The sequence below is a fragment of the Nitratireductor aestuarii genome (assembly GCF_014641695.1).
Taxonomy (GTDB): Bacteria; Pseudomonadota; Alphaproteobacteria; order Rhizobiales; family Rhizobiaceae; genus Chelativorans; species Chelativorans aestuarii.
The window spans coordinates 102,321-123,963 of the sequence record NZ_BMIF01000004.1; the positions used below are offsets into that span (position 1 = coordinate 102,321).

Annotated in this window: 22 protein-coding genes; 7 read left to right on the top strand and 15 right to left on the bottom strand. The window is 61.7% G+C overall.

The genetic code is table 11. From position 1 onward, the window contains the following. The first annotated feature begins 18 nt into the window (after positions 1-18). From IEX27_RS08310 to IEX27_RS08335, 6 genes are all read left to right on the top strand, one after another. Positions 19-780 (top strand): SDR family NAD(P)-dependent oxidoreductase, encoded by a 762-nt coding sequence (locus tag IEX27_RS08310; RefSeq protein WP_188720571.1) that lies wholly within the window; start codon positions 19-21, stop codon positions 778-780. 150 nt (positions 781-930) lie between these two features. Further along, a complete protein-coding gene (locus IEX27_RS08315) occupies positions 931-2,010 on the top strand; it encodes an NAD(P)H-dependent flavin oxidoreductase (protein ID WP_188720572.1) in 1,080 nt (359 codons plus the stop codon). A gap of 10 nt (positions 2,011-2,020) precedes the next feature. Continuing rightward, entirely contained in the window at positions 2,021-2,791 is a 771-nt protein-coding gene (locus IEX27_RS08320) for an enoyl-CoA hydratase family protein (RefSeq protein ID WP_188720574.1), read from the top strand. Positions 2,792-2,800: 9 nt separating this feature from the next. Next, the gene (locus tag IEX27_RS08325; protein WP_188720576.1) at positions 2,801-3,601 is read left to right on the top strand and encodes an SDR family oxidoreductase; all 801 of its coding nucleotides are present in this window, start codon (positions 2,801-2,803) and stop codon (positions 3,599-3,601) included. A 2-nt stretch (positions 3,602-3,603) separates the two neighbouring features. Continuing rightward, positions 3,604-4,062, top strand: coding sequence for a MaoC family dehydratase (locus IEX27_RS08330; RefSeq protein ID WP_188720577.1), 459 nt, complete (start codon positions 3,604-3,606; stop codon positions 4,060-4,062). A gap of 7 nt (positions 4,063-4,069) precedes the next feature. After that, on the top strand, positions 4,070-4,708 hold the full coding sequence (locus IEX27_RS08335) for a nuclear transport factor 2 family protein (protein ID WP_188720579.1): 639 nt from the start codon (positions 4,070-4,072) through the stop codon (positions 4,706-4,708). A 124-nt stretch (positions 4,709-4,832) separates the two neighbouring features. On the opposite strand, the gene IEX27_RS08340 is transcribed toward IEX27_RS08335, so the two are convergent. The 7 genes from IEX27_RS08340 to IEX27_RS08370 all read right to left on the bottom strand — a co-directional run bounded on the left by IEX27_RS08340 (position 4,833) and on the right by IEX27_RS08370 (position 11,046). After that, positions 4,833-5,891 carry a helix-turn-helix transcriptional regulator gene (locus IEX27_RS08340; RefSeq protein WP_188720580.1) on the bottom strand — a complete coding sequence of 353 codons (1,059 nt, stop codon included), beginning with the start codon at positions 5,889-5,891 and terminating at the stop codon, positions 4,833-4,835. Between the two features lie 394 nt (positions 5,892-6,285). Then, on the bottom strand, positions 6,286-7,155 hold the full coding sequence (locus tag IEX27_RS08345; RefSeq protein WP_188720582.1) for an SDR family NAD(P)-dependent oxidoreductase: 870 nt from the start codon (positions 7,153-7,155) through the stop codon (positions 6,286-6,288). Continuing rightward, entirely contained in the window at positions 7,148-7,618 is a 471-nt protein-coding gene (locus IEX27_RS08350) for a nuclear transport factor 2 family protein (protein WP_188720583.1), read from the bottom strand. The genes IEX27_RS08345 and IEX27_RS08350 overlap by 8 nt, the downstream gene beginning before the upstream one ends. Next, entirely contained in the window at positions 7,615-8,535 is a 921-nt protein-coding gene (locus IEX27_RS08355) for an NAD-dependent epimerase/dehydratase family protein (protein ID WP_188720584.1), read from the bottom strand. The genes IEX27_RS08350 and IEX27_RS08355 overlap by 4 nt, the downstream gene beginning before the upstream one ends. A gap of 28 nt (positions 8,536-8,563) precedes the next feature. Further along, positions 8,564-9,625, bottom strand: coding sequence for an alkene reductase (locus IEX27_RS08360; RefSeq protein ID WP_188720585.1), 1,062 nt, complete (start codon positions 9,623-9,625; stop codon positions 8,564-8,566). A 20-nt stretch (positions 9,626-9,645) separates the two neighbouring features. Further along, positions 9,646-10,122 carry a nuclear transport factor 2 family protein gene (locus IEX27_RS08365; RefSeq protein WP_188720586.1) on the bottom strand — a complete coding sequence of 159 codons (477 nt, stop codon included), beginning with the start codon at positions 10,120-10,122 and terminating at the stop codon, positions 9,646-9,648. Positions 10,123-10,248: 126 nt separating this feature from the next. Beyond that, positions 10,249-11,046 (bottom strand): SDR family oxidoreductase, encoded by a 798-nt coding sequence (locus IEX27_RS08370; protein ID WP_188720587.1) that lies wholly within the window; start codon positions 11,044-11,046, stop codon positions 10,249-10,251. A 164-nt stretch (positions 11,047-11,210) separates the two neighbouring features. Between IEX27_RS08370 and IEX27_RS08375 the strand changes: the two genes are divergently transcribed. Further along, entirely contained in the window at positions 11,211-12,788 is a 1,578-nt protein-coding gene (locus tag IEX27_RS08375) for a FadD3 family acyl-CoA ligase (RefSeq protein WP_188720588.1), read from the top strand. 195 nt (positions 12,789-12,983) lie between these two features. On the opposite strand, the gene IEX27_RS08380 is transcribed toward IEX27_RS08375, so the two are convergent. The 8 genes from IEX27_RS08380 to IEX27_RS08415 form a co-directional block, all read right to left on the bottom strand. Continuing rightward, positions 12,984-13,892, bottom strand: a complete 909-nt coding sequence (locus IEX27_RS08380) for an SDR family oxidoreductase (RefSeq protein ID WP_188720589.1) — start codon at positions 13,890-13,892, stop codon at positions 12,984-12,986. Between the two features lie 45 nt (positions 13,893-13,937). Beyond that, on the bottom strand, positions 13,938-14,534 hold the full coding sequence (locus IEX27_RS08385) for a gamma carbonic anhydrase family protein (protein WP_188720590.1): 597 nt from the start codon (positions 14,532-14,534) through the stop codon (positions 13,938-13,940). A 2-nt stretch (positions 14,535-14,536) separates the two neighbouring features. After that, on the bottom strand, positions 14,537-15,688 hold the full coding sequence (locus tag IEX27_RS08390) for an acetyl-CoA C-acetyltransferase (protein WP_188720591.1): 1,152 nt from the start codon (positions 15,686-15,688) through the stop codon (positions 14,537-14,539). Between the two features lie 3 nt (positions 15,689-15,691). After that, positions 15,692-16,747, bottom strand: a complete 1,056-nt coding sequence (locus IEX27_RS08395) for an acyl-CoA dehydrogenase family protein (RefSeq protein ID WP_188720592.1) — start codon at positions 16,745-16,747, stop codon at positions 15,692-15,694. Positions 16,748-16,752: 5 nt separating this feature from the next. Then, positions 16,753-17,916: an acyl-CoA dehydrogenase family protein gene (locus IEX27_RS08400; RefSeq protein WP_188720593.1), complete on the bottom strand. Its 1,164-nt coding sequence runs from the start codon at positions 17,914-17,916 to the stop codon at positions 16,753-16,755. A 24-nt stretch (positions 17,917-17,940) separates the two neighbouring features. Beyond that, complete coding sequence (locus IEX27_RS08405) at positions 17,941-18,837, bottom strand: enoyl-CoA hydratase (RefSeq protein WP_188720594.1); 897 nt, start codon at positions 18,835-18,837, stop codon at positions 17,941-17,943. A 222-nt stretch (positions 18,838-19,059) separates the two neighbouring features. Next, positions 19,060-20,007, bottom strand: a complete 948-nt coding sequence (locus IEX27_RS08410) for an aldo/keto reductase (protein ID WP_188720595.1) — start codon at positions 20,005-20,007, stop codon at positions 19,060-19,062. A 15-nt stretch (positions 20,008-20,022) separates the two neighbouring features. Next, positions 20,023-21,621, bottom strand: a complete 1,599-nt coding sequence (locus IEX27_RS08415) for a GMC family oxidoreductase (RefSeq protein WP_188720596.1) — start codon at positions 21,619-21,621, stop codon at positions 20,023-20,025. Between the last annotated feature and the right edge of the window lie 22 nt (positions 21,622-21,643).

The window sequence follows — 21,643 nt, forward strand, 5'->3', positions numbered from 1 at the left end:
AACAACCGGGAGGAATGCATGACGGAACGACAATTCAGCGGCAAGGTGGCGGTGGTCACCGGCGGCGCAAACGGGATCGGCCGGGCCATTGCGCTTGGCTTTGCACAGGAAGGCGCCAACGTCGCGATCATGGATCGCGAGCCTGACGCCCTTGCCGAGGCAGCCGAACTGGCGCGCGCCCATGGCGTGAAAGTTCTGCCGCTGGTTGGCGACATGACTGACCGCGAGCAGGTGGAAGCCTTGTTCGCACAGGTGAGGACCGATCTCGGACCGGTCGACATGCTCACCAACAACGTCGGCCAGACGGCGCGTGAGAACTATTCCGAGTTCTATCTGGCGAAGCCGGAAACGCTTCAGTTCGTGGTCAATGTATCGCTGATGTCCACCCTGCTGTGCTCGCGCCAGGTGGTGAATGACATGCGCGACCGCAAGAGCGGCAAGATCGTTTCGATCTCGTCGGACTCTTCGATGAACGGCGATATCGGCACCGTGGATTATGCTGCGGCGAAGTCTGGCGTGCTCGGTTTCACCCGTGCGCTGGCACGTGAACTTGGACCGTTCAAGGTGAACGTCAACGCCGTCTGCCCGGGACCAACCAACACCCGCGCGATGCAGCGCATCCCGAAGGATGCGTATGAGCGCGCGAAGAACGCCATCCCACTCGGCGAGCTTTCAGAGCCGGAGGACATCGCCAATGCCGTGGTGTTCCTATCGAGCGACAAGGCCCGTTTCATCACCGGCCAGACACTGATGGTGAACGGCGGACGCGTCTTCTACTAAGCTTCTTCAAGGCGTCGGGATGAAACACCCGGCGCCTCTTTTCTATCGTCTGTCAGCAAACCTTTGTGTGTTAGTGCATTCGGACGATGCCCCCTCGCCCCAACAGGCACAGTGAAAGAACAACAAGAAAGCATTTTCATAGGGTGCAGCATGGCTTCCAATCTACATACCGTCCTCTGCGACCGACTCGGATCGCGTTATCCCATCGTACAGACCGCCATGGGGTGGGTTGCGGACGAGAAGCTGACGGCGGCAACCTGTAACGCCGGAGGCTTTGGCTTCCTGGCCGGCGCCACGATCGAGCCCGGCAAGGTTGATGCAACGCTGAACCGCCTCAAGGAGCTTACGGACCGCCCGTTTGGCGTGAACTTCCACATGTTCCAGCCCAATGCTGAGGAGCTGATCGAAGCCGTCATCCGCCACAAGGTGCGCGCGGTCTCCTACGGTCGCGGACCGGACGCCAAGACAATCAAGCGCCTGAAGGATGCCGACATCATCTGCATGCCCACGGTCGGCGCGCTTAAGCACGCAGTCAAGGCGGTGGAGCTCGGCGCTGACATCATCACCATCCAGGGCGGTGAAGGCGGCGGCCATACTGGTTCCGTGCCCACAAGCATCCTGCTGCCGCAGGTTCTGGACGCGGTGAACGTGCCTGTCGTCGCAGCCGGTGGCTTCTCCGATGGCCGCGGCCTTGCTGCAGCGCTGGCATGGGGTGCAGCAGGCATCGCCATGGGCACCCGCTTCCTGATGACGACGGACTCGCCCGTCCCGGCAAGTGCGCTCAACCGCTACCTGGCAACTCGCGAGCCCACCCAGATCCGCATCACCACGGCTGTCGACGGCATGTCACAGCGCTTCATCGAAAACAACGAGATCAAGCGGCTTGAGTCCATGAACCTCGCCGCCCGTCTCAAGATGAGTATGGAACACGCTCGCGCCCAGGCGAAGCGCAACAATCTCGGCCCGGTCGGCATCCTGCAGACGGCGCTGAAGCTTGCGCGCTCCGACGACAGCAGCTTTGCTCAGACCGTCATGGCAGGCAACCTGCCAGAGCTGGTGCAGCGCGGCGTCGTGGCTGGCGATCCGGACAACGGCCTGCTGCCCAGCGGACAGGTAGCCGCAACGATCAACAAGCTGGAAAGCTGCCAGGACATTATCGCACGCATCGTGCAGGAAGCCGAAGCCCGTATCGACGCGCTCGCTGCCCTGCGTTCCGTGCCGGCAAACTAACGAGGTAATTATGAGCGATCAATTCTGGACCAAGACCGAAGCCGGCATTGCCGAGGTCGTCATCGAGAACCCGCCCGTCAACGCGCTGAATTCCAAGGGCTGGCGCGCGCTTTCGCAGACGATCGACCGGCTCAATGCCGATGATGCCGTTCGCGTCATCATCATCCGCGCCGAGGGCCGCGGCTTCTGCGCCGGCGTCGATATCAAGGAGCTGCAGGAGCATCCGGAACTCATTCTGGAAGTGAACGCGGGCAACTACGAAACCTTCCGCGCGATCCACAAGGGCCTGAAGCCGGTCATCGCGGCGCCGCACGGCTATGTGCTCGGTGGCGGCATCGGCATCTGCGGCTCGGCCGACATCATCATCGCCTCGCCGGATGCCAAGTTCGGCGTGCCGGAGGTGGACCGCGGCGCGCTCGGTGCAGGCGCCCACCTGCAGCGCATGTTCCCGCTGCAGAAGGTTCGCCAGATGTATTTCACTGGCGAGATGATCGACGCTGAGGAAGCCTACCGGCTCAACGCGATCGAGCGCATCGTTCCACGCGAGCAGCTGCGTGATGCGGCCTTCGAGCTGGCGCAGAAGATCGCCGCCAAGAGCCCGACCATGATCAGCCTGGCCAAGGAAGCCCTGAACGGCGTCGAGCATAGCGATGTCGACCGGCACTACCGCTGGGAACAGGGCTTCACCGCGCAAGCCTATCTCACCGCTGAAAGCCAGGAAGCCCGCGATGCCTTCGTGCAGAAGCGCGACGCCGACTTTGCTGCCGCGAACAAGAAATAAGGACCGACAATGAGCGACACTTTCCCCGTTACCGAACCCGTCTACGTTCACGGCCATGGCCTTCTCAAGGGCCGCAGCGTCCTGATCACGGCAGCTGCCGGTGTGGGCATCGGCTTCGCCGCCGCAACACGCGCGGTGGAGGAGGGCTGCCGGGCAATCTTCATTTCCGACATTCATGAGCGCCGACTGGGCGAAGCTGCAGAGAAGCTGCGCGCGATCTCTCCGGATGTCGAAGTCTATTCCCAGATCTGCAACGTCACCAAGGAAGATGAGGTTCAGGCTCTCGTCGATGCGGCTGAAGAGAAGCTGGGCGGCATCGACGTGCTGATCAACAATGCCGGTCTCGGCGGCCTCCGCAATGTTGTTGACATGCCGGACGACGAGTGGGACCGCGTGATCGACGTAACACTCACCAGCGTGATGCGCATGACCCGCGCGACGCTCAAGAAGATGATGCCGCGCCGCAAGGGCGTGATCGTCAACAACGCTTCCGTGCTCGGCTGGCGCGCCCAGAAGGGTCAGTCGCACTATGCCGCCGCCAAGGCCGGCGTGATGGCGTTCACCCGCTGCAGCGCGCTCGAGGCTGCAGAATACGGGATCCGCATCAACGCGGTATCGCCCTCCATCGCAATGCACGAGTTCCTCAAGAAGGCCTCTACGCCGGAAGAGCTCGCCCGTCTCGCAGCAGGTGAAGCCTTCGGCCGCGCCGCAGAGGTTTGGGAAATCGCCAATGTCATGATGTTCCTCGCGAGCGACTATGCCGGCTACATGGTCGGCGAAGTGGTATCGGTCTCCAGCCAGAGGGCATAGCCATGAAACTCGTCTTCTCCTCGCCGCAGGATGTGATCGACAATATCGGGAAGAAACTCGGGCCGACCGAGTGGCTTGAGATCGATCAGGACCGGATCGACATGTTCGCCAAGGCCACTGGCGACTTCCAGTGGATCCACGTGGACCCGGAGAAGGCGAAGGACGGCCCCTTCGGCCGCACCATCGCCCATGGCTATCTCACCATGTCGCTGATCAACATGTTCCTTCCGGACATGTTCGAGGCACAGGGCGCCAAGATGGGCGTGAACTACGGCAGCGACCGGACGCGGTTCCCCGCCCCGGTCCCTGTCGGTTCGCGTGTCCGTGGGGTTGCCGAACTGGTCAACGGCGAGATCATCGGCGACGGCGCTGTCCAGACCACAGTACGCGTGAGCATCGAGGTGGAAGGTTCGTCCAAGCCCGGCTGCGTCTCTGACGTCATCGGCCGCTACTATTTCTGAGGTGGCCATGTCGGACGAACTTGCCCTGCTGACGGAAATTCGTGACCGGCTCGAGCAACTGGAATCACGCGACGAAATCCGCCAGCTCATCTCGAAATATTCCATCGCGCTCGACATGCGCGACATGGATGCGATGGCCAACCTGTTCGAACCGGATGTGAAGGTCGGCAAGAATGCGCGCGGCCGGCAGGCACTTCGCGACTGGCTAGACGACACGATGCGCAAGCAGTTCGACGGCACGTCGCATCATGTCGGCACGACCGTGATCGAGTTCATCGACCGCGACAACGCCGTGGGCATCGTCTACTCCAAGAACGAGCACGAAACCGGCCCGGAGTGGGTCATCATGCAGATGATGTACTACGATCACTACGTGCGGATCGACGGACGCTGGTGCTTCCGCCGACGCCAGCCACTCTACTGGTATGCAACGGACCTCAACAAGCCGCCCATCGGCTCGCGAAAGATGCGCTGGCCGGGCCGCGAGCCCTATGAAGGCTCGTTCCATGAGCTCTTCCCATCGTGGAAGGAATTCTGGGCGCGCAGCGGCGCATCCGAGACGCCCATCGCCGAACCCGCACCGCTGGAACAGTTCATCGAAACCATGCGCCGGGGAAATGAGGTGGCTGGGAACAGGGTGCGGTAGCCCAATAATTCCGGAATTCAAAATGGGCGGTCCAATGGGCCGCCCATTCTTTTTACGCCAAGATAAAAAAAGGCGGCGATCCGAATGGAGCGCCGCCAATTTGCTGGGAGGAGTCTTTTAAGGGTTACGCTACCTGGCGGGGAGAGCCGAGCATAGCGGCGCTGTTCAGCACAAGGCGGACAAGCTCCGTCTGGCGGGTGATGCCGCTCTTGGAGAAGATCGAGCGGAGGTGGGCGCGTGCGGTGTTGCGCGAGATGGCAAGCGAGGCAGCCGCATCTTCCAGTGACAGGCCGGAGGCGAGACGGCGGGCAAGCGAGGCTTCCGCAGGCGTCAGATCGAAGAGCTGGCGGACCAGATCGTTCTCCACTTCAGCATTTGCTTCGGGATCGCGGATGTAGATGGCGACCACTGCCGTGCTGCCGATTGAACCCTGCTGTCGGCGGATGGGCTGGATCACAAGGCCTAGATTGCGCTGGCCGGAATTGCGGGAGATGGAGACGCCGCGCGTAATGTTCTCTCCAGAGTTCGCTGCCGCAATCGCATCGCGCAATGCGTCCTGAAGTTCGCGATCCTCGTTGGCGTAGATGGCGCGGAGGCGGCCAAGCTGGTTCTGCAGACCATCACGGGAAGCAAGATGAGCGGCTGCCATGCTGGAAGTCTTGACGACGTTGCGGTTGGCGTCGACCAGGATCACGCCAACGGACAGACGGTCCATGACGGAGGAATAGAGGACTCGTTCAACTTCGCTGGTGCCCAACTGCGCGGAAAGCTCGAGGCCGCGGCGAAGCTGGGTGACCAGGATCTCGCACAGCGAAGCCTGTTCGGCGTCGAAGGCGCTGTCCGCGCGGTCGCGATAGATCTTGAGCGTGTAGCGGGTGCCCTGCGTTTCGTTAACGGCCACGGCGCTCAGCTGCTGGCATTCCTCCTGCAGCGCAGCGAGGCGCTCCATGCACAGCTCTGAACAGAGCGAGGCATCCTGCGTGTCGTCGTCCGACTCGACGATAACGACAACCGGACAACCCTGCGAAAGACGGTCTTCAACCTGAATTGAAACGGCAGATGCGGAAAACTGGCGGCGAATGAGTGCAGCCGACTGCGACAGCGGCTTTCCAGACAGCAGGCTCTCCGAAACCTGGCTGAAGAAAAGTCCAAACTCTACAACGGAACGCGAATGAAAAGTCACGGTATCCTCCCGCTAGAACGTCCCCTAGTTCCAACTTACATTGACATTGTTGTCATTAATTCGACGCTTTGTCAAATGTATCTGACGACGCGTTGAAAATTCGCCATTTGTGTCGAAAAATCGGAGTTTTCATTTTTTGTCAGCTACTTAGCTGATCCTTTGCCGGTGGATAAGTCGCGCTTCACATCCGGCATCTGCGACCGATCGCGATTATATTTTCATCGCACTGGTCGAATTATCGGCAATGATGTCCTCAAAATTGACGCCGCGTCAAATCAAAATAAAAGGGCGGGTTCCTCGCTACGCAGGACCCCGCCCTTCTTGATGAACAATCGTTGAAATATACGTCTTCAGACGGTCGCTCCTCTGCGCAAAGTCCCGCCTTTGGGATGATCTACTTGCCGGGTCGCGGCGTGTAGCCATCCGCCACGATGATCGGCAGGTGGGTGAAGCCACCCTCTGGCAGGCGCATCCACGCGCCAGCAGCGAGTGCTCCGCCGTCAACGACGATCGACTGGCCGCTCACCCAACCCGACAGCCGGTCGGATGCGAGGTAGAGCGCGGCACCAGCCGAGTCTGGGCCCTCGCCGAAGCGTCCGATGGGGAACCAGCGGGAGATGTAGTCACGGTTTTCCGGCGGGACGCGCGGGGTGGCCGTGATCTGGGCGGTGTTGGTCGTTTCGGGCGCAACGGCGTTGACGCGGATGCCGTATTGGCCAAGCTCAACGGCAAGGCTCTGGGTGAAGCCCGTCACGCCTGCCTTGAAGGCCGCATAGGCAACCGTCAACGGAATGCCGCGGAAGGCTTCCACGGTCGAGACGTTGATGATGCTGCCGCCTTCGCCGCTTCTGCGCATCAACGGAATTGCTGCGCGAGTAACCAGGAACATGTGGCGCAGGTTGATGTGATAGAGTTGGTCCCACTGCTCTTCTGTCGAATCCTCGAACATATCCTTGTAGCCGAGGAAATCACCGACGTTGTTGACGAGCACATCGAGGCGGCCATGGCGTTCATCAACCGCCGCGACAACAGATTTGACGTCTGCTGCCTTGCAGACATCAGCCTGCAGGACCAGATGCTCGCCACCGATCTTCTCAAGTGCGGCCCTTGTGTCTTCCACGCGCGTAGCGTCAATCTCAGCGACGACCACCTTCATCCCGGCCGTTGCGAACAGTTCGGCAGTGGCGCGGCCAATACCGGCTCCGCCACCGGTGATCAGCGCAACCTTGCCTTCAAGCCCTAAAATCGAGCGATCTTCACTCATCTGCCTTATCCTCCCTTGGCGCCAAGTGCCGGCTTTCAACCGAAAATGTATGGGTAGCGTCGAGCTGCAGCTTCCGCTCCGCCAGCAGCCATCCACCGTCCGTGCGCACGAATTGATCGGCGTAGCGGATGGTCATTTCGTAACAGAGCGGCCTGCCTGAACTGTCGCGCATGAAGTGGCGGGCAATGCCGTAGGTTTCGGCACGGGCCGTGTCACCCTTGATGACAGGCACCAGATTGAACACCGCATGCCAGGTTCTGGCGTAGCGTTCAGCGACCCTGCGGGGAACCTCGGAAAGCGCCTTGCGCCCCACGATGTTGCCCAAGGGAGCGACCAGTACACCGTCTTCGATGAACTGGGCGGCAAAGCGCTCGCCATCAACCTGATCCACGGCGAACGCATAGTTTTCGGCGGTGCGGCGCATAGCCAACGTCGCCAGAAGCTCCTCCCCCAGCGCCGTCATTTTGCTGGCGGCGTCTGGTCGACCATGGCGACAACCTCCGCAATGGTGCGGTCGATGTCATTGCGGGTGTAGCCGAGCCTGCGGGTTTCCTCCGGGTCCGGCTCATAGGCCAGGATGTTGCCGCGCCCGGGAACGATGAACGCGTCAGGCAGGATCGGATGTTCTTCGTCGCGTTCCTCAAGCACGCGGCCTGCACCAACCGCGTCAAAGATCTTCTGGAAGAAATCGCGGAAGGTAAGGTTCTCGTCGCCGATCAGATAAGCCTTGCCGGACTCGGCGTTCTGGAGTGCGCCCCAGATCGCTTCGCAGAGGGAGCGGACCGACATGTAGTTGGTGCCGCCTGCCGGCGCGTAGTCCGGGATTTCGGGACGCTCGCCCCTGCCCCAGGCCACCAGCGATGCGTAGCGCTTGGCCGAGACACCGGGGAATGCGCCGACGATGGACGGCGGGTTCAGCGTAGAAACGTTGAAATCCGGCGTAGCGAGCGCACGCGCGCCCTCGTCGGCCAGCTTGCGGCCACGCACATAAGCGTTGGTGTCGGCCAGATGCGGCATGACGTGGTGGTAGTAGCTGCCTAGCTGGACCAGCCGCTTGACGCCAGCGCGCTTGGCCAACGCCACGAAATTCGGCACCCCCTCGATCTGCATCTTCTGCCAGAAGGCGTTCTCATCCGTGTCGCGGGAAAGATGGCGGATGTCGTTGCCTGCCGCAAAGACAATAGCCTCGAAGGGAGCAAGGTCCGCCTCGGTAAACGTGCCCTCGGCATAGTCGCCAAGGATGACGGGGAAGCCCGCGATGGGCGACGGTCCTGTCACGGGCTTGCGCGCGGCCAGCGTTACGTCATTTCCCTTTTCCTTAAGGAACAGCGCGGCATGCGCTCCGATCATGCCAGTGCCGCCAACGATCAGAATTTTCACGGGCGTCCTCCTCAATCTTTTCGTTAACTTAGCTCGCTACCGGATAGTCGATGTAACCAGCTGGGCCGGGTGTGTAGGTCTTGGCCACATCGTAGCCGGACAGCGGAATGCCCCTGCGCAGGCGGCTCGGCAGATCCGGATTGCCGATGAACGGACGGCCAAACGAAACAGCATCCGCATCGCCGCTACGGATGGCTTCAGCAGCCATTTCGCCGGTCAGCTCGTTGTTCAGGATGAAGTTGCCGCGCCAGCGCTCCTTGACGAGAGCGTAGTTATCTACCTTCGGGAAGGTACGGCGGACGAGATGGAGGTAAGCCAGGCCGAGCTTCGACGCCTCGTCGAAGAGGAGGCCGTAAGTCTCGACCGGGTTCTCGTCGTGGATGTCGTTGTACTCGAAGCCGGGGCAGACGCGCAGGCCAACGCGCTCGAAGCCGATCGCTTCGCCCATCGCCTCAAGAACTTCCATGACGAAGCGGATGCGGTTGCGAGCGCTGCCGCCATACCGGTCAGTGCGCTGGTTCGTGTTGGACGACAGGAACTGCATGGGCAGGTAGCCGCTGGAACAGTGCAGCTCAACGCCATCCATGCCCGCCTCGCGCGCGTTCAAGGCAGCCTGCCGGAACTCGTTGACAACGCCAGGGATCTCGTCTGTGTCCAGGGCCCGAGGCTCATCCATGTCCATAAGGCCGAAGGTATCGGTGAAGATCTTCTGGTTACAGCGAATGGCCGACGGAGCGACGATCTCGGAGTCGTCGTCCTTGTTGCTCCGCGAGGCAACACGGCCGCAATGCATGATCTGCAGCACGATCTGGCTGCCTTCCCTGTGGACGGCATCGGCTACCCTGCGCCAGCCCTCGATCTGCGCACGCGAATAGATGCCCGGCGTGCGGCAATAGCCTTTGCCGGCGGGGCTCGGCTGGACACCTTCCGTAACGATCAGGCCGGCCCCGGCACGCTGGCGGTAGTATTCGACGTGCAGGTCGGTCGGTGTATCACCCTCGCCCGCACGGCTGCGGGTCATCGCGGACATGACGATGCGATTGCGAAGCTCCAGCGCGCCAAGGCGCATCGGGGTAAACAGTTCTTCCATTACAACCTCAGGGTCTTGCATCAGGCGGACTTGGGCTCGTCACCCGTGTTCAGTTCGCCAAGGACTGCACCTTCAGAGGTGCGCACGTGCAGGCGGGTGAGCCTGCGGTAGCAGAAGCGCCAGCCTTCCGGCGTCTTGCGGTATTTCTCATGATAGTGGCCGAAGCCGTGCAGCCAGTGATCCTCGTCACCCTGCTTCCAGAAGAGCATGTCTTCCATGGCCCAGATGCCTTCCGCCGTATCTGGCGAGGTGATGGTGATTTCTGGCTGGTGCGCGTGGTGGACGGAGGTGATGTGGGCCAGCACCTTCTTCAGTCGCTCAACGTTTTCCTTAGCGCCCACCGCAGGCTCGCCGCCGCCGTAGGTTTCGGAAACGTGGTCCGGGGTGTGAAGGGACTCGTATTCGTCCCAGCGCTTCTCATCCATAGCGCGAATGCGCTGACCCTTTAGCTTCTTGATTTCCTCAATGGCAATGAGGCGTTCCAGATCCGACAGCATTGTCCCTCCACTTCCTGAGCAAGCAATGCCAGCGCACGGGCGCTGGTGCTTCGTTATCAGGCAGTTTGAGGGTGCCGCCCGGATGCGGCATCGTCTGGATAAACTAGGCGAGGAAGGGAGTGCCGTTTACCCCTGTTGAGGCGAGTAGCGCTGGACGAGATCAAGGAAGTGAGGCTTTTCACCGCCACCGTGGATCTGGAGCGTTGCGCCGGAAACGAATTCGGCGAGCGGGCTTGCCAGGAACAGCACGCCATTTGCAATATCATGTCCGTTGCCCATGCGCTTCATGGGGGTGGCTTCGGCAATGGCTTCCTGCGCCTCGACCGAGCCGTAGGTAAGCTCGGCGCTTTCCGTTTCGATCAAGCCAACGATGATGGCGTTGACGCGCACCAGCGGGCCCCATTCCTGCGCAAGGCTGGTGGTGAGGCTGAGCAGACCAGCCTTGGCCGCGCCATAGGCGGCTGTGCCCGGAGAAGGACGGGTTGCGGCAACGCTGGCGATGTTGACGATGGAGCCACGCTCCGGCTGCTTGTGCATGACCTGGTAGGCGGCCTGCGACATGTGCAGGGGCGCGATGAGGTTGAGCGTAATGATCGCTTCCGAGAAGCGTGGCGAGACGGTAGCGGCATCAACACCGGGCGAGCCGCCAGCGTTGTTGACCAGCAGATCCAGCCTGCCGTGGCGCGCCACAACAGTATCCACAAGCTCCTTGCAGGCGGCAGCCTGACGCACGTCACAGGCGATGAACTCCGCCTTCCTGCCTTCCACCTCGGGAACGCTTTCCGGCTCGTTGCGGCCGCAGACGACAACCTTCGCGCCAGCTTCCAACAGCCTTGTCGCGATGATACGGCCGATGCCCTTTGTGCCGCCGGTGACCAGAGCCACCTTGCCCGCCATGGAAAGACTGTCGTTCGCGTCGATCATCTGCCTGCCATCCTGATACTGAAATTCGCCAAAGCATCTATAGTGCCGTCGGCTTAGCGGTCATTCGTCTTTTTGGACGATGCCTGTTCTTTCCGGGAGCGTACAGTCCACGCTCGAAAACTTGCGTATCCCGCAGTTCCCAGATGGCGAAGACAGAGCATCGCATGACAATCCACGATTCCGGTTGGCAATTTTCAACACTGCCTGCGCTGGTGGCGCGGGCCGCCGAAGTTTATGGCAATGATCCAGCGATCGAGGACGGCGGCACAAAGCTGAGCTTCGTCGAATTCGATCAGTTGCGCCGGAAGATCGCCAAGGCCTTCATGGCATCCGGCATCGAGAAGGGCGACCGGGTGATGATCTGGTCACCCAACACGTGGAAGTGGTTTGCGGCTGCCATGGGTCTCGTCAGCGCGGGCGGCGTGCTGATCCCGACTAGCACGCGCTTCAAGGGATCCGAGGTGCATGACCTCGCCAGCCGCAGCGGCGCGCGGATGCTGCTCTCCTGTGGCGAATTCCTCGGCAAATACTATCCGGAGATGCTGTCGCCGGAAACACGCGGGCTGCTCAAAGAGATCGTGGTCTTTGACGGCGCGAAAGAGACCGAGACGCCCTGGGACGAGTTCATAGCGCGCGGGGAGACGATTTCGGACGAGGCGCTGGCTGAGCGCGAAGCGTCCATCGGTCCGGACGATATGTGCGACATGCTCTTCACCTCCGGCACCACCGGCTATCCCAAGGGCGTGATGTACCGGCACCTGCAGTGCCTGCGCACCATCGATGCCTGGGCAACGCGCGTGGGCGTGCAGCGCGGAGACCGCCTGCTCGTGATCCCGCCATTCTTCCATGCGTTCGGCTACCGCTCGGGCGCGATCGTCTCGATCATGCGCGGCGCAACGCTCATTCCGCATCTCACTTATGATGCAGACGAAATTCTCAAGCGTGTTGAGAACGAGAAGATCAGCGTCATTCCTGGGCCGCCCACGATCTTCCACGGCATGCTGCAGCATCCGGAGCTGGAGAAATTCGATCGCTCCAGCCTGCGCCTCGGCGTTACAGGGGGTGCCGTGGTGCCTTCTACGCTCATCCGCCGAATGCGCGAGACGCTCGGCTTCGAAGGTGTGGTCAACGGCTATGGACTGACGGAATGTGGCGGCTACGGCACCATGTGCAGCGCCGACGATCCGGATGACGTGATTGCCAATACCGCCGGCAAGCCCTTCCCGGATACGGAAGTGCGCATCATGGATGCCGATGGCAACCTGCTGCCGGATGGGGAAGCGGGCGAAGTCGTCATCCGTGGCTATCTGACGATGAATGGCTATTTCAACGATCCGGAAGGCACGGCCAAGACGATCGACAAGAATGGCTGGCTGCATACGGGCGACATCGGTTACTTCGACGAAAACGGCAACCTGCGCATCGAGGACCGCGTCAAGGATCTCTACATCTGCGGCGGTTTCAACTGCTATCCGGCTGAAATCGAACGCCTGATGAGCGCGCATCCGGCTGTCGGCCAGATCGCCGTGATCGGTATTCCGGACGAGCGCATGGGCGAAGTGGGCAAGGCATACGTGGTGCTGCGCCCCGGTACCAGTGCCACCGCCGAAGAGCTGATCGGCTGGGCGCGCGAGAATATCGCGAACTACAAGGTGCCGCGCTACGTAGAGTTCATGGACGCGCTGCCCACCAGTGTGCAGGGCAAGGTCCAGAAGGACGTGCTGCGGGCGATGAACAAGTAGCTCGGGTTTCAATGAGCATTTCAGCCCCCGTGGTTCGCGCCACGGGGGTTTTTGTTTTTGGGCCCCACAGGCTCGTGCAACCTGGACCCCTCGTGGTTCGACAAGCTCACCATGAGGGACGAAGCGAATAAACAGCAATGAAAAAGGCTGCCGCGTTGCCGCGACAGCCCTTGGAGGAGGAGAGATGTATTTTGTTTACTGAGTGCCGTAAACCGGCTTCGGCGCAGGCCGCTCTGCCAGAAGCTCGGTGATCTTTTCACCAAGCTCTTCCGGCTGCCAGCGGCGGCCGATGTCGTATTCCGGACCGTCGTTCCAGCCAAGCGCCAGACGGATCGTGCCGCCGATCAGCTCGAAGATCTGGCCGGTGCAGTGCTTCGACTTTTCGCTCACCAGCCAGGCAACCAGCGGCGCAGTGTTTTCCGGAGCGAAGATGTCGAACTGCCCTTCAACAGGCGTCATGACATCAGCGAAGGCCGTCATGGTCATGCGCGTGCGGGCGTTAGGGGCCAGACCGTTGGCGGTAATGCCATAACGGGCAAGCTCCGCCGCCTGCACCAGCGTCAGCGTGGCGATGCCAGCCTTGGCGGCAGCGTAGGAGCTCTGTCCTACCGAGCCCTGCAGACCAGCGCCCGAGGAGGTGTTGATGATGCGCGCATCGACCGGGCGGCCAGCCTTCGCTTCATTGCGCCAGTAGTCAACCGCGTGTCGGGTGACACAGAAGTGGCCGCGCAGATGAACGCGGATCACCGCATCCCACTCTTCTGGCGTGCAGGAAACGAACATACGGTCGCGCACGAATCCGGCGTTGTTTACCACGGCATCCAGACGACCAAAGGCGTCGATCGCGCTCTGGATGATGCGCTGTGCACCTTCCCAGTCAGCCACGTCGTCGAAGTTGGCGACAGCCACACCGCCAGCAGCGCGGATCTCGGCTACAACCTCATCAGCCGGACGCTCCTGCGTATCGTCACCATGGGTGCCAACGCCCAGATCGTTGACGACAACCTTCGCGCCCTCTGCAGCCAGTCCCAATGCATAGGCGCGTCCAAGCCCGCGGCCTGCGCCGGTCACAACGACTACCCTACCCTCACAAATGCCAGCCATACCTGCTCCTCAGAATTTCGAATGTTGTTTGACGGCCCGAAGGCGCTACCTGGTGTTCAGGCGGACCGCACGGGCCGTGCTGGAAACGCGGCGACGTTCGGGCTCTACCTCGGTCAGCGGCTCGCATTCCGCAAAGTCAGTGAAGGACATGCGGGCCAGGCGCTGGTATTCGCCCTGACCGTCGTTCTTCCACTTGATCGCCTCGGCAGGCATCTCACGGATGATCTTCGCCGGGTTGCCCGCAATGAGGCTGCGGGCAGGTGCGCGCATGTCGGACTTGACCAGGCTCATGGCGCCGATGAGTGACTCCGCGCCAATCTCCGCATCGTCGAGGACAACCGTGTTCATGCCGACCAGCGCGTTCTCGCCAATGGTGGCGCCGTGAACGACTGCACCATGGCCGACCGTTGCGCCACGCTTGATCACACAATCGCTGCCCGACCCCGTGTGAAGGGTGCAGTTGTCCTGAATGGACGTGTCGCCTTCCACGATGATGCGGCCGAAATCACCCCTGAGTGAAGCGCCGGCACCGATGTAGCAACCCGGCCCGACGATGACGTCGCCGATTAGCGACGCCGTCGGATGCAGGAAGCTGGTCGGGTGCACGACGGGGCGGATGCCCTCGAACGAGTAGCACGGCATCGTCAGAGCCTTTCGATGATCGTGACGTTTGCCTGACCACCGCCCTCGCACATGGTCTGCAGGCCGTAACGGCCACCGCGACGCTCCAGCTCGTGAAGCATGGTGGTCATCAGGCGGGCACCAGTTGCGCCAAGCGGATGGCCGAGTGCAATTGCACCGCCATTGACGTTGACCTTCTCGTGCGGAATACCGAGTTCCTTCATCCAGGCCATGGTCACGGAAGCGAAGGCTTCGTTGCACTCGAAGAGATCGATGTCCTCGACCTTGAGACCGGTCTTTTCCAGCGCATGGCGGGTTGCAGGGATTGGTGCGGTCAGCATCCAGACCGGATCATCGGCACGGACCGTCAGGTGATGGATGCGGGCGCGCGGCTTCAGGTTGTGCTCCTTCACTGCACGCTCGGAAGCTATCAGCATGGCGGCTGCTGCGTCGGAGTTCTGGCTTGCCACACCTGCGGTGATGGTGCCACCTTCCAGAAGCGGCTTGAGGGAAGCCATGCGCTCCAGCGTCGTGTCGCGGCGCGGCGTCTCGTCCGTCCTGAAATCGCCGACCGGAACGATTTCGCGCTCAAAATAGCCGCTGTCGATGGCGTGGATGGCGCGAGCGTGCGAAGCATAGGCAAACTGTTCCATCTCCTCGCGCGAGATTTCCCACTTGTCTGCAATCATCTGGGCAGAGCGGAACTGGTTCACTTCCTCCGTTCCGAAGCGTGCCTGCCAGCCGGGTGAGGTGCTGAACGGATCCGGGAAGCCGTACTGTTGACCGGCGATCATCGCGCCAGAGATCGGGATCAGGTTCAGGTTCTGTACGCCACCGGCCACGACCAGATCCTGCGTACCGCTCATCACGCCCTGCGCAGCGAAGTGGATCGCCTGCTGGGAGGACCCGCACTGACGGTCGACCGTCACACCTGGAACGTGAAGAGGCATGCCAGCCACGAGCCAACAGGTACGGGCGATGTCACCGGCCTGGGGCCCAAGCGTTTCCACGCAGCCGAACACAACGTCGTCAACTGCGGAAGGGTCGATGCCCGTGCGCTCGATCAGCGCCTTGATCGGAATCGCACCCAGATCGGCCGAGTGGGTCGTGGCAAAGGAGCCCTTCTTACGGCCGACCGGAGTTCTCACTGCATCAATGATATATGCCTCTGGCATGGTCTATCCCTTCGGAAAAGTCTGGTCTGCACCCAGCGGGTGCCCGAAAACGCGGGTCGCAACGCGGGCGCGATGGAAGCGCGCATCGCCCCACCAGCTTGCCAGCGCAAGCGCACGCTTGAGGAAGAAGTGGACGTCGACTTCCCACGAATAGCCCATCGCACCGTGCACCTGCACGGAGGTGCGGCAGGCGAGATCAGCAGCTTCCGACGCCATGATCTTGGCGTGCGAGATGCGCGAGCGCGAGAAGACGTTGCGGTCCGGCGTAGCCGCCGCCGCAGCATAGATGACCGGGCGGACGAACTCGATCTTCACCTGAGCGGTCGCCAACAGGTGCTTGACCGCCTGATAGGAGCCGATCGGCTTGCCGAACTGCATGCGTTCCTTCGAGTAGGCGACGCCAAGATCGACGGCACGCTGGGCGATACCAGCCAGCTGGGCGGCAGAGAAGAGCGCACCACGATCAAGGGCTGCATCCAGATAGGCCTGAGCCTCGGAAAGCGGGAGGCTGACGACCGCGGACGACGGCCTGGCTGCCAGCGTGAACAGTCGGCGGAAGGGATCAGAGCTCTGCTGGCGCACGAGCTCCACCGCATCCGGGGTGACGACAAACAGTTCGTCATTCCAGATCGCGATGATGGCGCCCGCCGTGTCGGCATCGGCAATGAAGGCATTGACCGGATGAGCTGCCGCGACGGTAATCTCACCGGCCAGAGCCTGTTCCAGAAGATCAGCACCAGCGCCGGTGGCGCGGACGATGTCGGCCAGCAGCGGGATGGCAACGCCGGCATTGTCGACCAGCGGCTCGGGCAGGCCAGCACGGCCACAGGCTTCGGCAACCAGCACGAAATCGGCAGGCTTCAGGCCAAGGCCGCCTTCTTCCTCGGCAACCAGGGCACCCTGCAGCCCCATCTCCACAAGCGCGGTCCAGCGCTTCTCATCACGGGCATCGCCCGATTCCATCAGACGGCGAAGATCGGAAGCCTGGCAGAGGTCAGCCAGCAGGCCCTCGACCGCCTCTGCGGTCATTTTTTGTTCGTCGGTGAAGCGGAAGTCCATGGCCCTCACCCGCGTGGCAGGCCGAGCATGCGCTCGGCGATAATGTTTTTCTGGATCTCGTTCGAACCGGCGTAGATCGGTCCGGCGAGCGAGAAGAAGTAGCCTTCCAGCCAGCGCGCATCCTCGCCAGCGGCGGGAGCGGCGCGAACCAGCTCGGCGCGGGCGCCAAGGATGGCAAGCGCGGTGCGGTGCATGGCAATGTCCATCTCGGACCAGAAGATCTTGTTGGTGGAGGCTTCGGCACCAATCTTGCCGCCCGCAATAAGACGGGAAGCAGTCGAGTAGATCGACAGCGCGTAGGCTTCCGCATCCATGTGCGCCTGCAGGACCGCATCCCGGATTGCCGGATCGCACTCGGCTTCATGCTTCCGGTAAAGCTCGACCAGTCGCTTTGCCGCCATCTGGAAGCGGGCGGGACTGCGCAGCATAAGACCGCGCTCGAAGCCGGCTGTCGCCATGCAGATGTGCCAGCCCTGCCCTTCATCGCCCAGACGATTGAAGGCAGGAACGCGGACATCCTCGAGGAAGATTTCGGCAAAGCCGGTCTCGCCGTCGATCTGCGGGATGGCCTGCACACGTACGCCCGGCGCATTGAGCGGGAAGAAGATGAGCGAAAGGCCCTTGTGACGCTCCGAGCCCGGATCGCTACGGAAGAGGCCGAAAGCCCAGTCGGCGAAGACGGCGCGGGACGACCAGATCTTGTGGCCGTTCAGCACGTATTCGTCGCCTTCACGGCGGGCGGTGGAGCGAACGGCCGCGAGGTCACTGCCTGCCTGCGGCTCGGACCAGGCCTGCGCCCAGATCTCCTCGCCGGATGCCATGGCGGTCAGGAAACGTGCCTTCTGCTCCGGCGTGCCGAATTCCATCAGCGTGGGGCCGAGCAGGAAGATGCCGTTCTGGTTGACGCGCAGCGGTGCGCCAGCGCGCCAGTATTCTTCCTCGAAGATCAGCCACTGGATCAGGTCCAGGGCACGGCCGCCGTATTCCTTCGGCCAGGTGACCATGCCCCAGTTGCCTTCACTGAGCTTGCGCTCCCATTCGCGATGGGCCTCAAAGCCCTCGCGTGACGCATCGAAGGAAGGCAGCGGCGCGGATGGGACATTTGCCTCCAGCCACGCGCGCACTTCCATGCGAAACGCATTTTCTTCCGCACTATATGTCAGGTCCACGGTCACATCCCGTAGTTGCTATTGTCAGGACTCGCCTGCCGCCTTCTTGTTGGCGGCGGCCATGCTCTTCGCATCCTGCCCGCCCAGCATGTTGCCGGTGGCCAGGTCGTTCTGCGCATGGGCAAAGTGGTGCATGTGGTAGGCCGCATCCATGGCGGTACGCTTGCCGCGCAGTTCCTCGACATGGTTGACCGCCTGCTTCGTCAGCCAGAGGCCGAGACGCGGCTTTTCGGCCAGCTTCAGGGCCATTTCCTGAACGGTCTCGTTCAGCTTTTCACGCGTGGTCAGACGGTTGACCATGCCGAAATGATGGGCGCGCTCAGCGCTCATACGGTCGCCGAACAGCAGGAATTCCTTGGCGATGCGCGGCGGCAGCTCGAAAGCATGGGCGAAATACTCGACGCCCGGGATGCCCATGCGGATGACGGGGTCCTGGAAGAAGGCGTCCTCGGTGGCGACGATAATATCGCAGACCCACGCCAGCATCAGGCCGCCCGCCACGCAAGCACCCTGCACAGCCGCAATGGTCGGCTTCGGGATATCGCGCCAGCGGCGGCACATGCCGAGATAAACTTCATGCTCGCGCGTGTAGAGCATTTCAGCTGCCGGCTTGTTGGTGTGGTCAGCCCACATCAGGCGGCGCTCGAAGGTCTTGTTGACGTCACGGCCCGGGGTGCCGATGTCATGGCCTGCGGAGAAGTGCTTGCCCTCGCCTGCCAGCACGATGACCTTGATCGCGTCGTCGTTGACGGCACGCTGGAACGCATCGTCCAGGGCATAGGTCATCTGGGAATTCTGGGCATTGTTGAACGTCGGGCGGTTCATGATCACCCAGGCCACCGGCCCGTCGGTCCGATAGATTACCGGTTCATCGGTTTCGTATGTGATGTCCGCGGTGCGGGGGGGAACGAGTCCGTCCATCTGCCTAAGTCCTCTTCTGATGATTGTACGCTAAGCGTGCGATGCTGCACTGCAATCGTCCAAAGAGACTAAAGTACAGGGATCAGATGCGCGATGGCGAGAGGGACGGGCGATCCACCCCTTCATGGTGAGCTTGTCGAACCACGAAGGGGTGGGTTGCTGCACCGAACACCCTGGTGCTTCGACAGGCTCAGCATGAGGGCGTTGTGGCAATATCGGCTGTTACTTGCCTGTCAGTTCGTTGAGCTCAGCGAGATCTTCGGCGGTGAGCTTCCATGTCACGGCCCTGGCGTTTGCGGTCACCTGCTCCGGCTTCGTCGCACCGGCGATGACGCTGGAGACGAGCGGGTTGGAGGCAAGCCAGCTCATGGCCAGTTCGAGGATCGTGTGGCCGCGCGCTTCTGCGAAGGCGATCAGCTTTTCCACGGTGTCGAGACGCTCTTCCGTCAGACGTGACTGGAAGTAGGACATGCTCATGCGGGAATCGGCTGGAACTGCCTGCCCCTTGCGATACTTGCCGGTCAGCAGACCGCTTGCCAGCGGGAAGTAAGGCAGCAGCGACATGCCAGTGCGTTCCAAGGCAGGGAACAGGGTCGCTTCCGCGCCTCGTTCGAGCAGGCTGTACTCGGCCTGGGTGGAAAGCAGGCTGTGCAGGTTGTGGTGCTTCGATGTCCACCAGGCGTCAACCAGCTGCCAGGGCGCGAGGTTCGAGCAGGCGATATAGCGCACCTTGCCCTGATGGATCAGATCGTCCAGCGCGCGCAGCGTTTCCTCGATCGGCGTCTGCGGATCCGGGAAGTGGTACTGGTAGAGGTCGATGTAATCTGTCTTCAGGCGGCGCAGGCTGTCTTCGACGGCCTTCATGATGTAGCCGCGCGAGCCGTTGTAGCGTGTGCTCTTCTCGCGGTTCATGGGCGACGCGAACTTGGTGGCCAGCACGATTTCTTCGCGGTTGGACCCGAGGATCTCACCCAGCGTGATTTCGGAGCCGCCGTTGGTCCCATACGAGTCCGACGTGTCGAAAAAGTTCACCCCGGCATCGAGCGCCGCATGAACAACCTTGCGCGCGCCTTCCAGATCGAGCGACTGCTTCAATCCGCCGAAATTGTTGCAGCCAAGACCGACAACTGACACCAGCAAACCGGACTGCCCAAGTCTACGCTTCTCCATTCCAAACTCCTCTTCTCAGGCCGCACGGATGAGATCGGCGGCCTTCTCACCAATTACGAATGCGGTAGCACATGTGTTCGCGTTTATCATTCTAGGCATGATGGACGTGTCTGCCACACGAAGTTTTTCAATACCGCGTACACGAAGCTGCGGATCTACAACCGAGGCCGAGTCTCCACCCATGCGGCAGGTTCCGCAGGCGTGATAGTGATTGGCCGCGTTGGCGACAATGTCGGCCTTGATTTCATCTATCGTGTCGCGAGGCAGAGGGCTCGAAATATCCTGATCAACGTGGCTGCCCAGAACAGAGCCATGGATCATATCGCGCACGCGGGCTGCCCCCTTTGCGAGAATATCCAGATCTCGCGGATCGGAAAAATAGTCAGGGATGATAGCGGCGTGGTCTTCGGGGTTCGCCGAGTGCAGACGTACCTGCCCCCTGCTGTGCGGCACGCCTGCGTTCAGTAGCAGCGTAAACCCATGCGAACGCGGCAGGATACCCAGAAGGCCCGGCCCGCGACGATTTACGATCGCAGGCGCCATGCAGACCTGGATCTCGGTATCGGGGTCGCTTTCCTCGGCGTTGATGAAACCCACCGTGGGGAAAAGTCCACGCCCCAACACCCCTCGCCTGCCCGTAGCATATTGCCATCCGGCCATGGTCAGACCGGCAGGACGCAGGTGGTTATAGGCCGATACAGGCGTGCGGGTGCTGTACATGAGCTTGTACATGGTGTGGTTCTGCAGGTTTTCACCGACAGAGGGATTATCCACCGAGACCTGAATACCCTTCTCCCGCAGATGGTCCGCAGGACCGATACCGGACAGCATAAGGAGCTGGGGTGAGTTTACAGGCCCGCCACAGAGCACCACTTCGCGGCGCGCACGCAGTATCTTCGACTGGCCGTGGAGGTTGACTTCTACACCAGCTGCACTGCCGCGTTCGATTAGAATGCGCGTGACCGGTGTCTGAAGGAACAGGTGAATGTTGCCGCGTCTCATGGCAGGGCGCAGGTACGCTGTCGAAGCACTGCTGCGGCGTCCGTTGCCGATTGTCAGGTCGACATGGCCAAAGGCTTCACCGCGCGGGCTGTTCAAGTCGTCCACCACGGGAATGCCAGCCTCAGCAGCCGCTTCCAGGAAGATGTCGCAAACGGGTGCTGTGGAACTGCCTACCGAGACGTCCAGCGGGCCAGAGCCGCCGTGGATCTCGGACGCGCCGCGTTCGTTGGTTTCGCTTCGCTTGAACAGCGGCAGGAGGTCGGCGTAGCTCCAGCCATCACAGCCCTCCGCTGCCCAGCCGTCATAGTCGCGGGCATGGCCTCGCAGATACATCATGCCGTTGATGGTGCTCGATCCGCCAAGGATTTTGCCCTGCGCCCAATAGAGACGACGACCACCAAGAGCCGGCACCGGTTCGGTGCGATAGTTCCAGTTGTACTCCGGCTTAGAGCCCGTGATGACGTTTGCGCCCGGAATACCGATCATGGGCGAGGCATCCCCACCGCCAGCCTCGACAATGGCAACGGTAACGTCGCGATCCTCCGCCAGCCGGGCCGCGATCACGCAACCAGCCGTACCGGCTCCCACGATGATGTAGTCGAATTCGAACACTAGGCCCTCCCCGCAGCGGCCC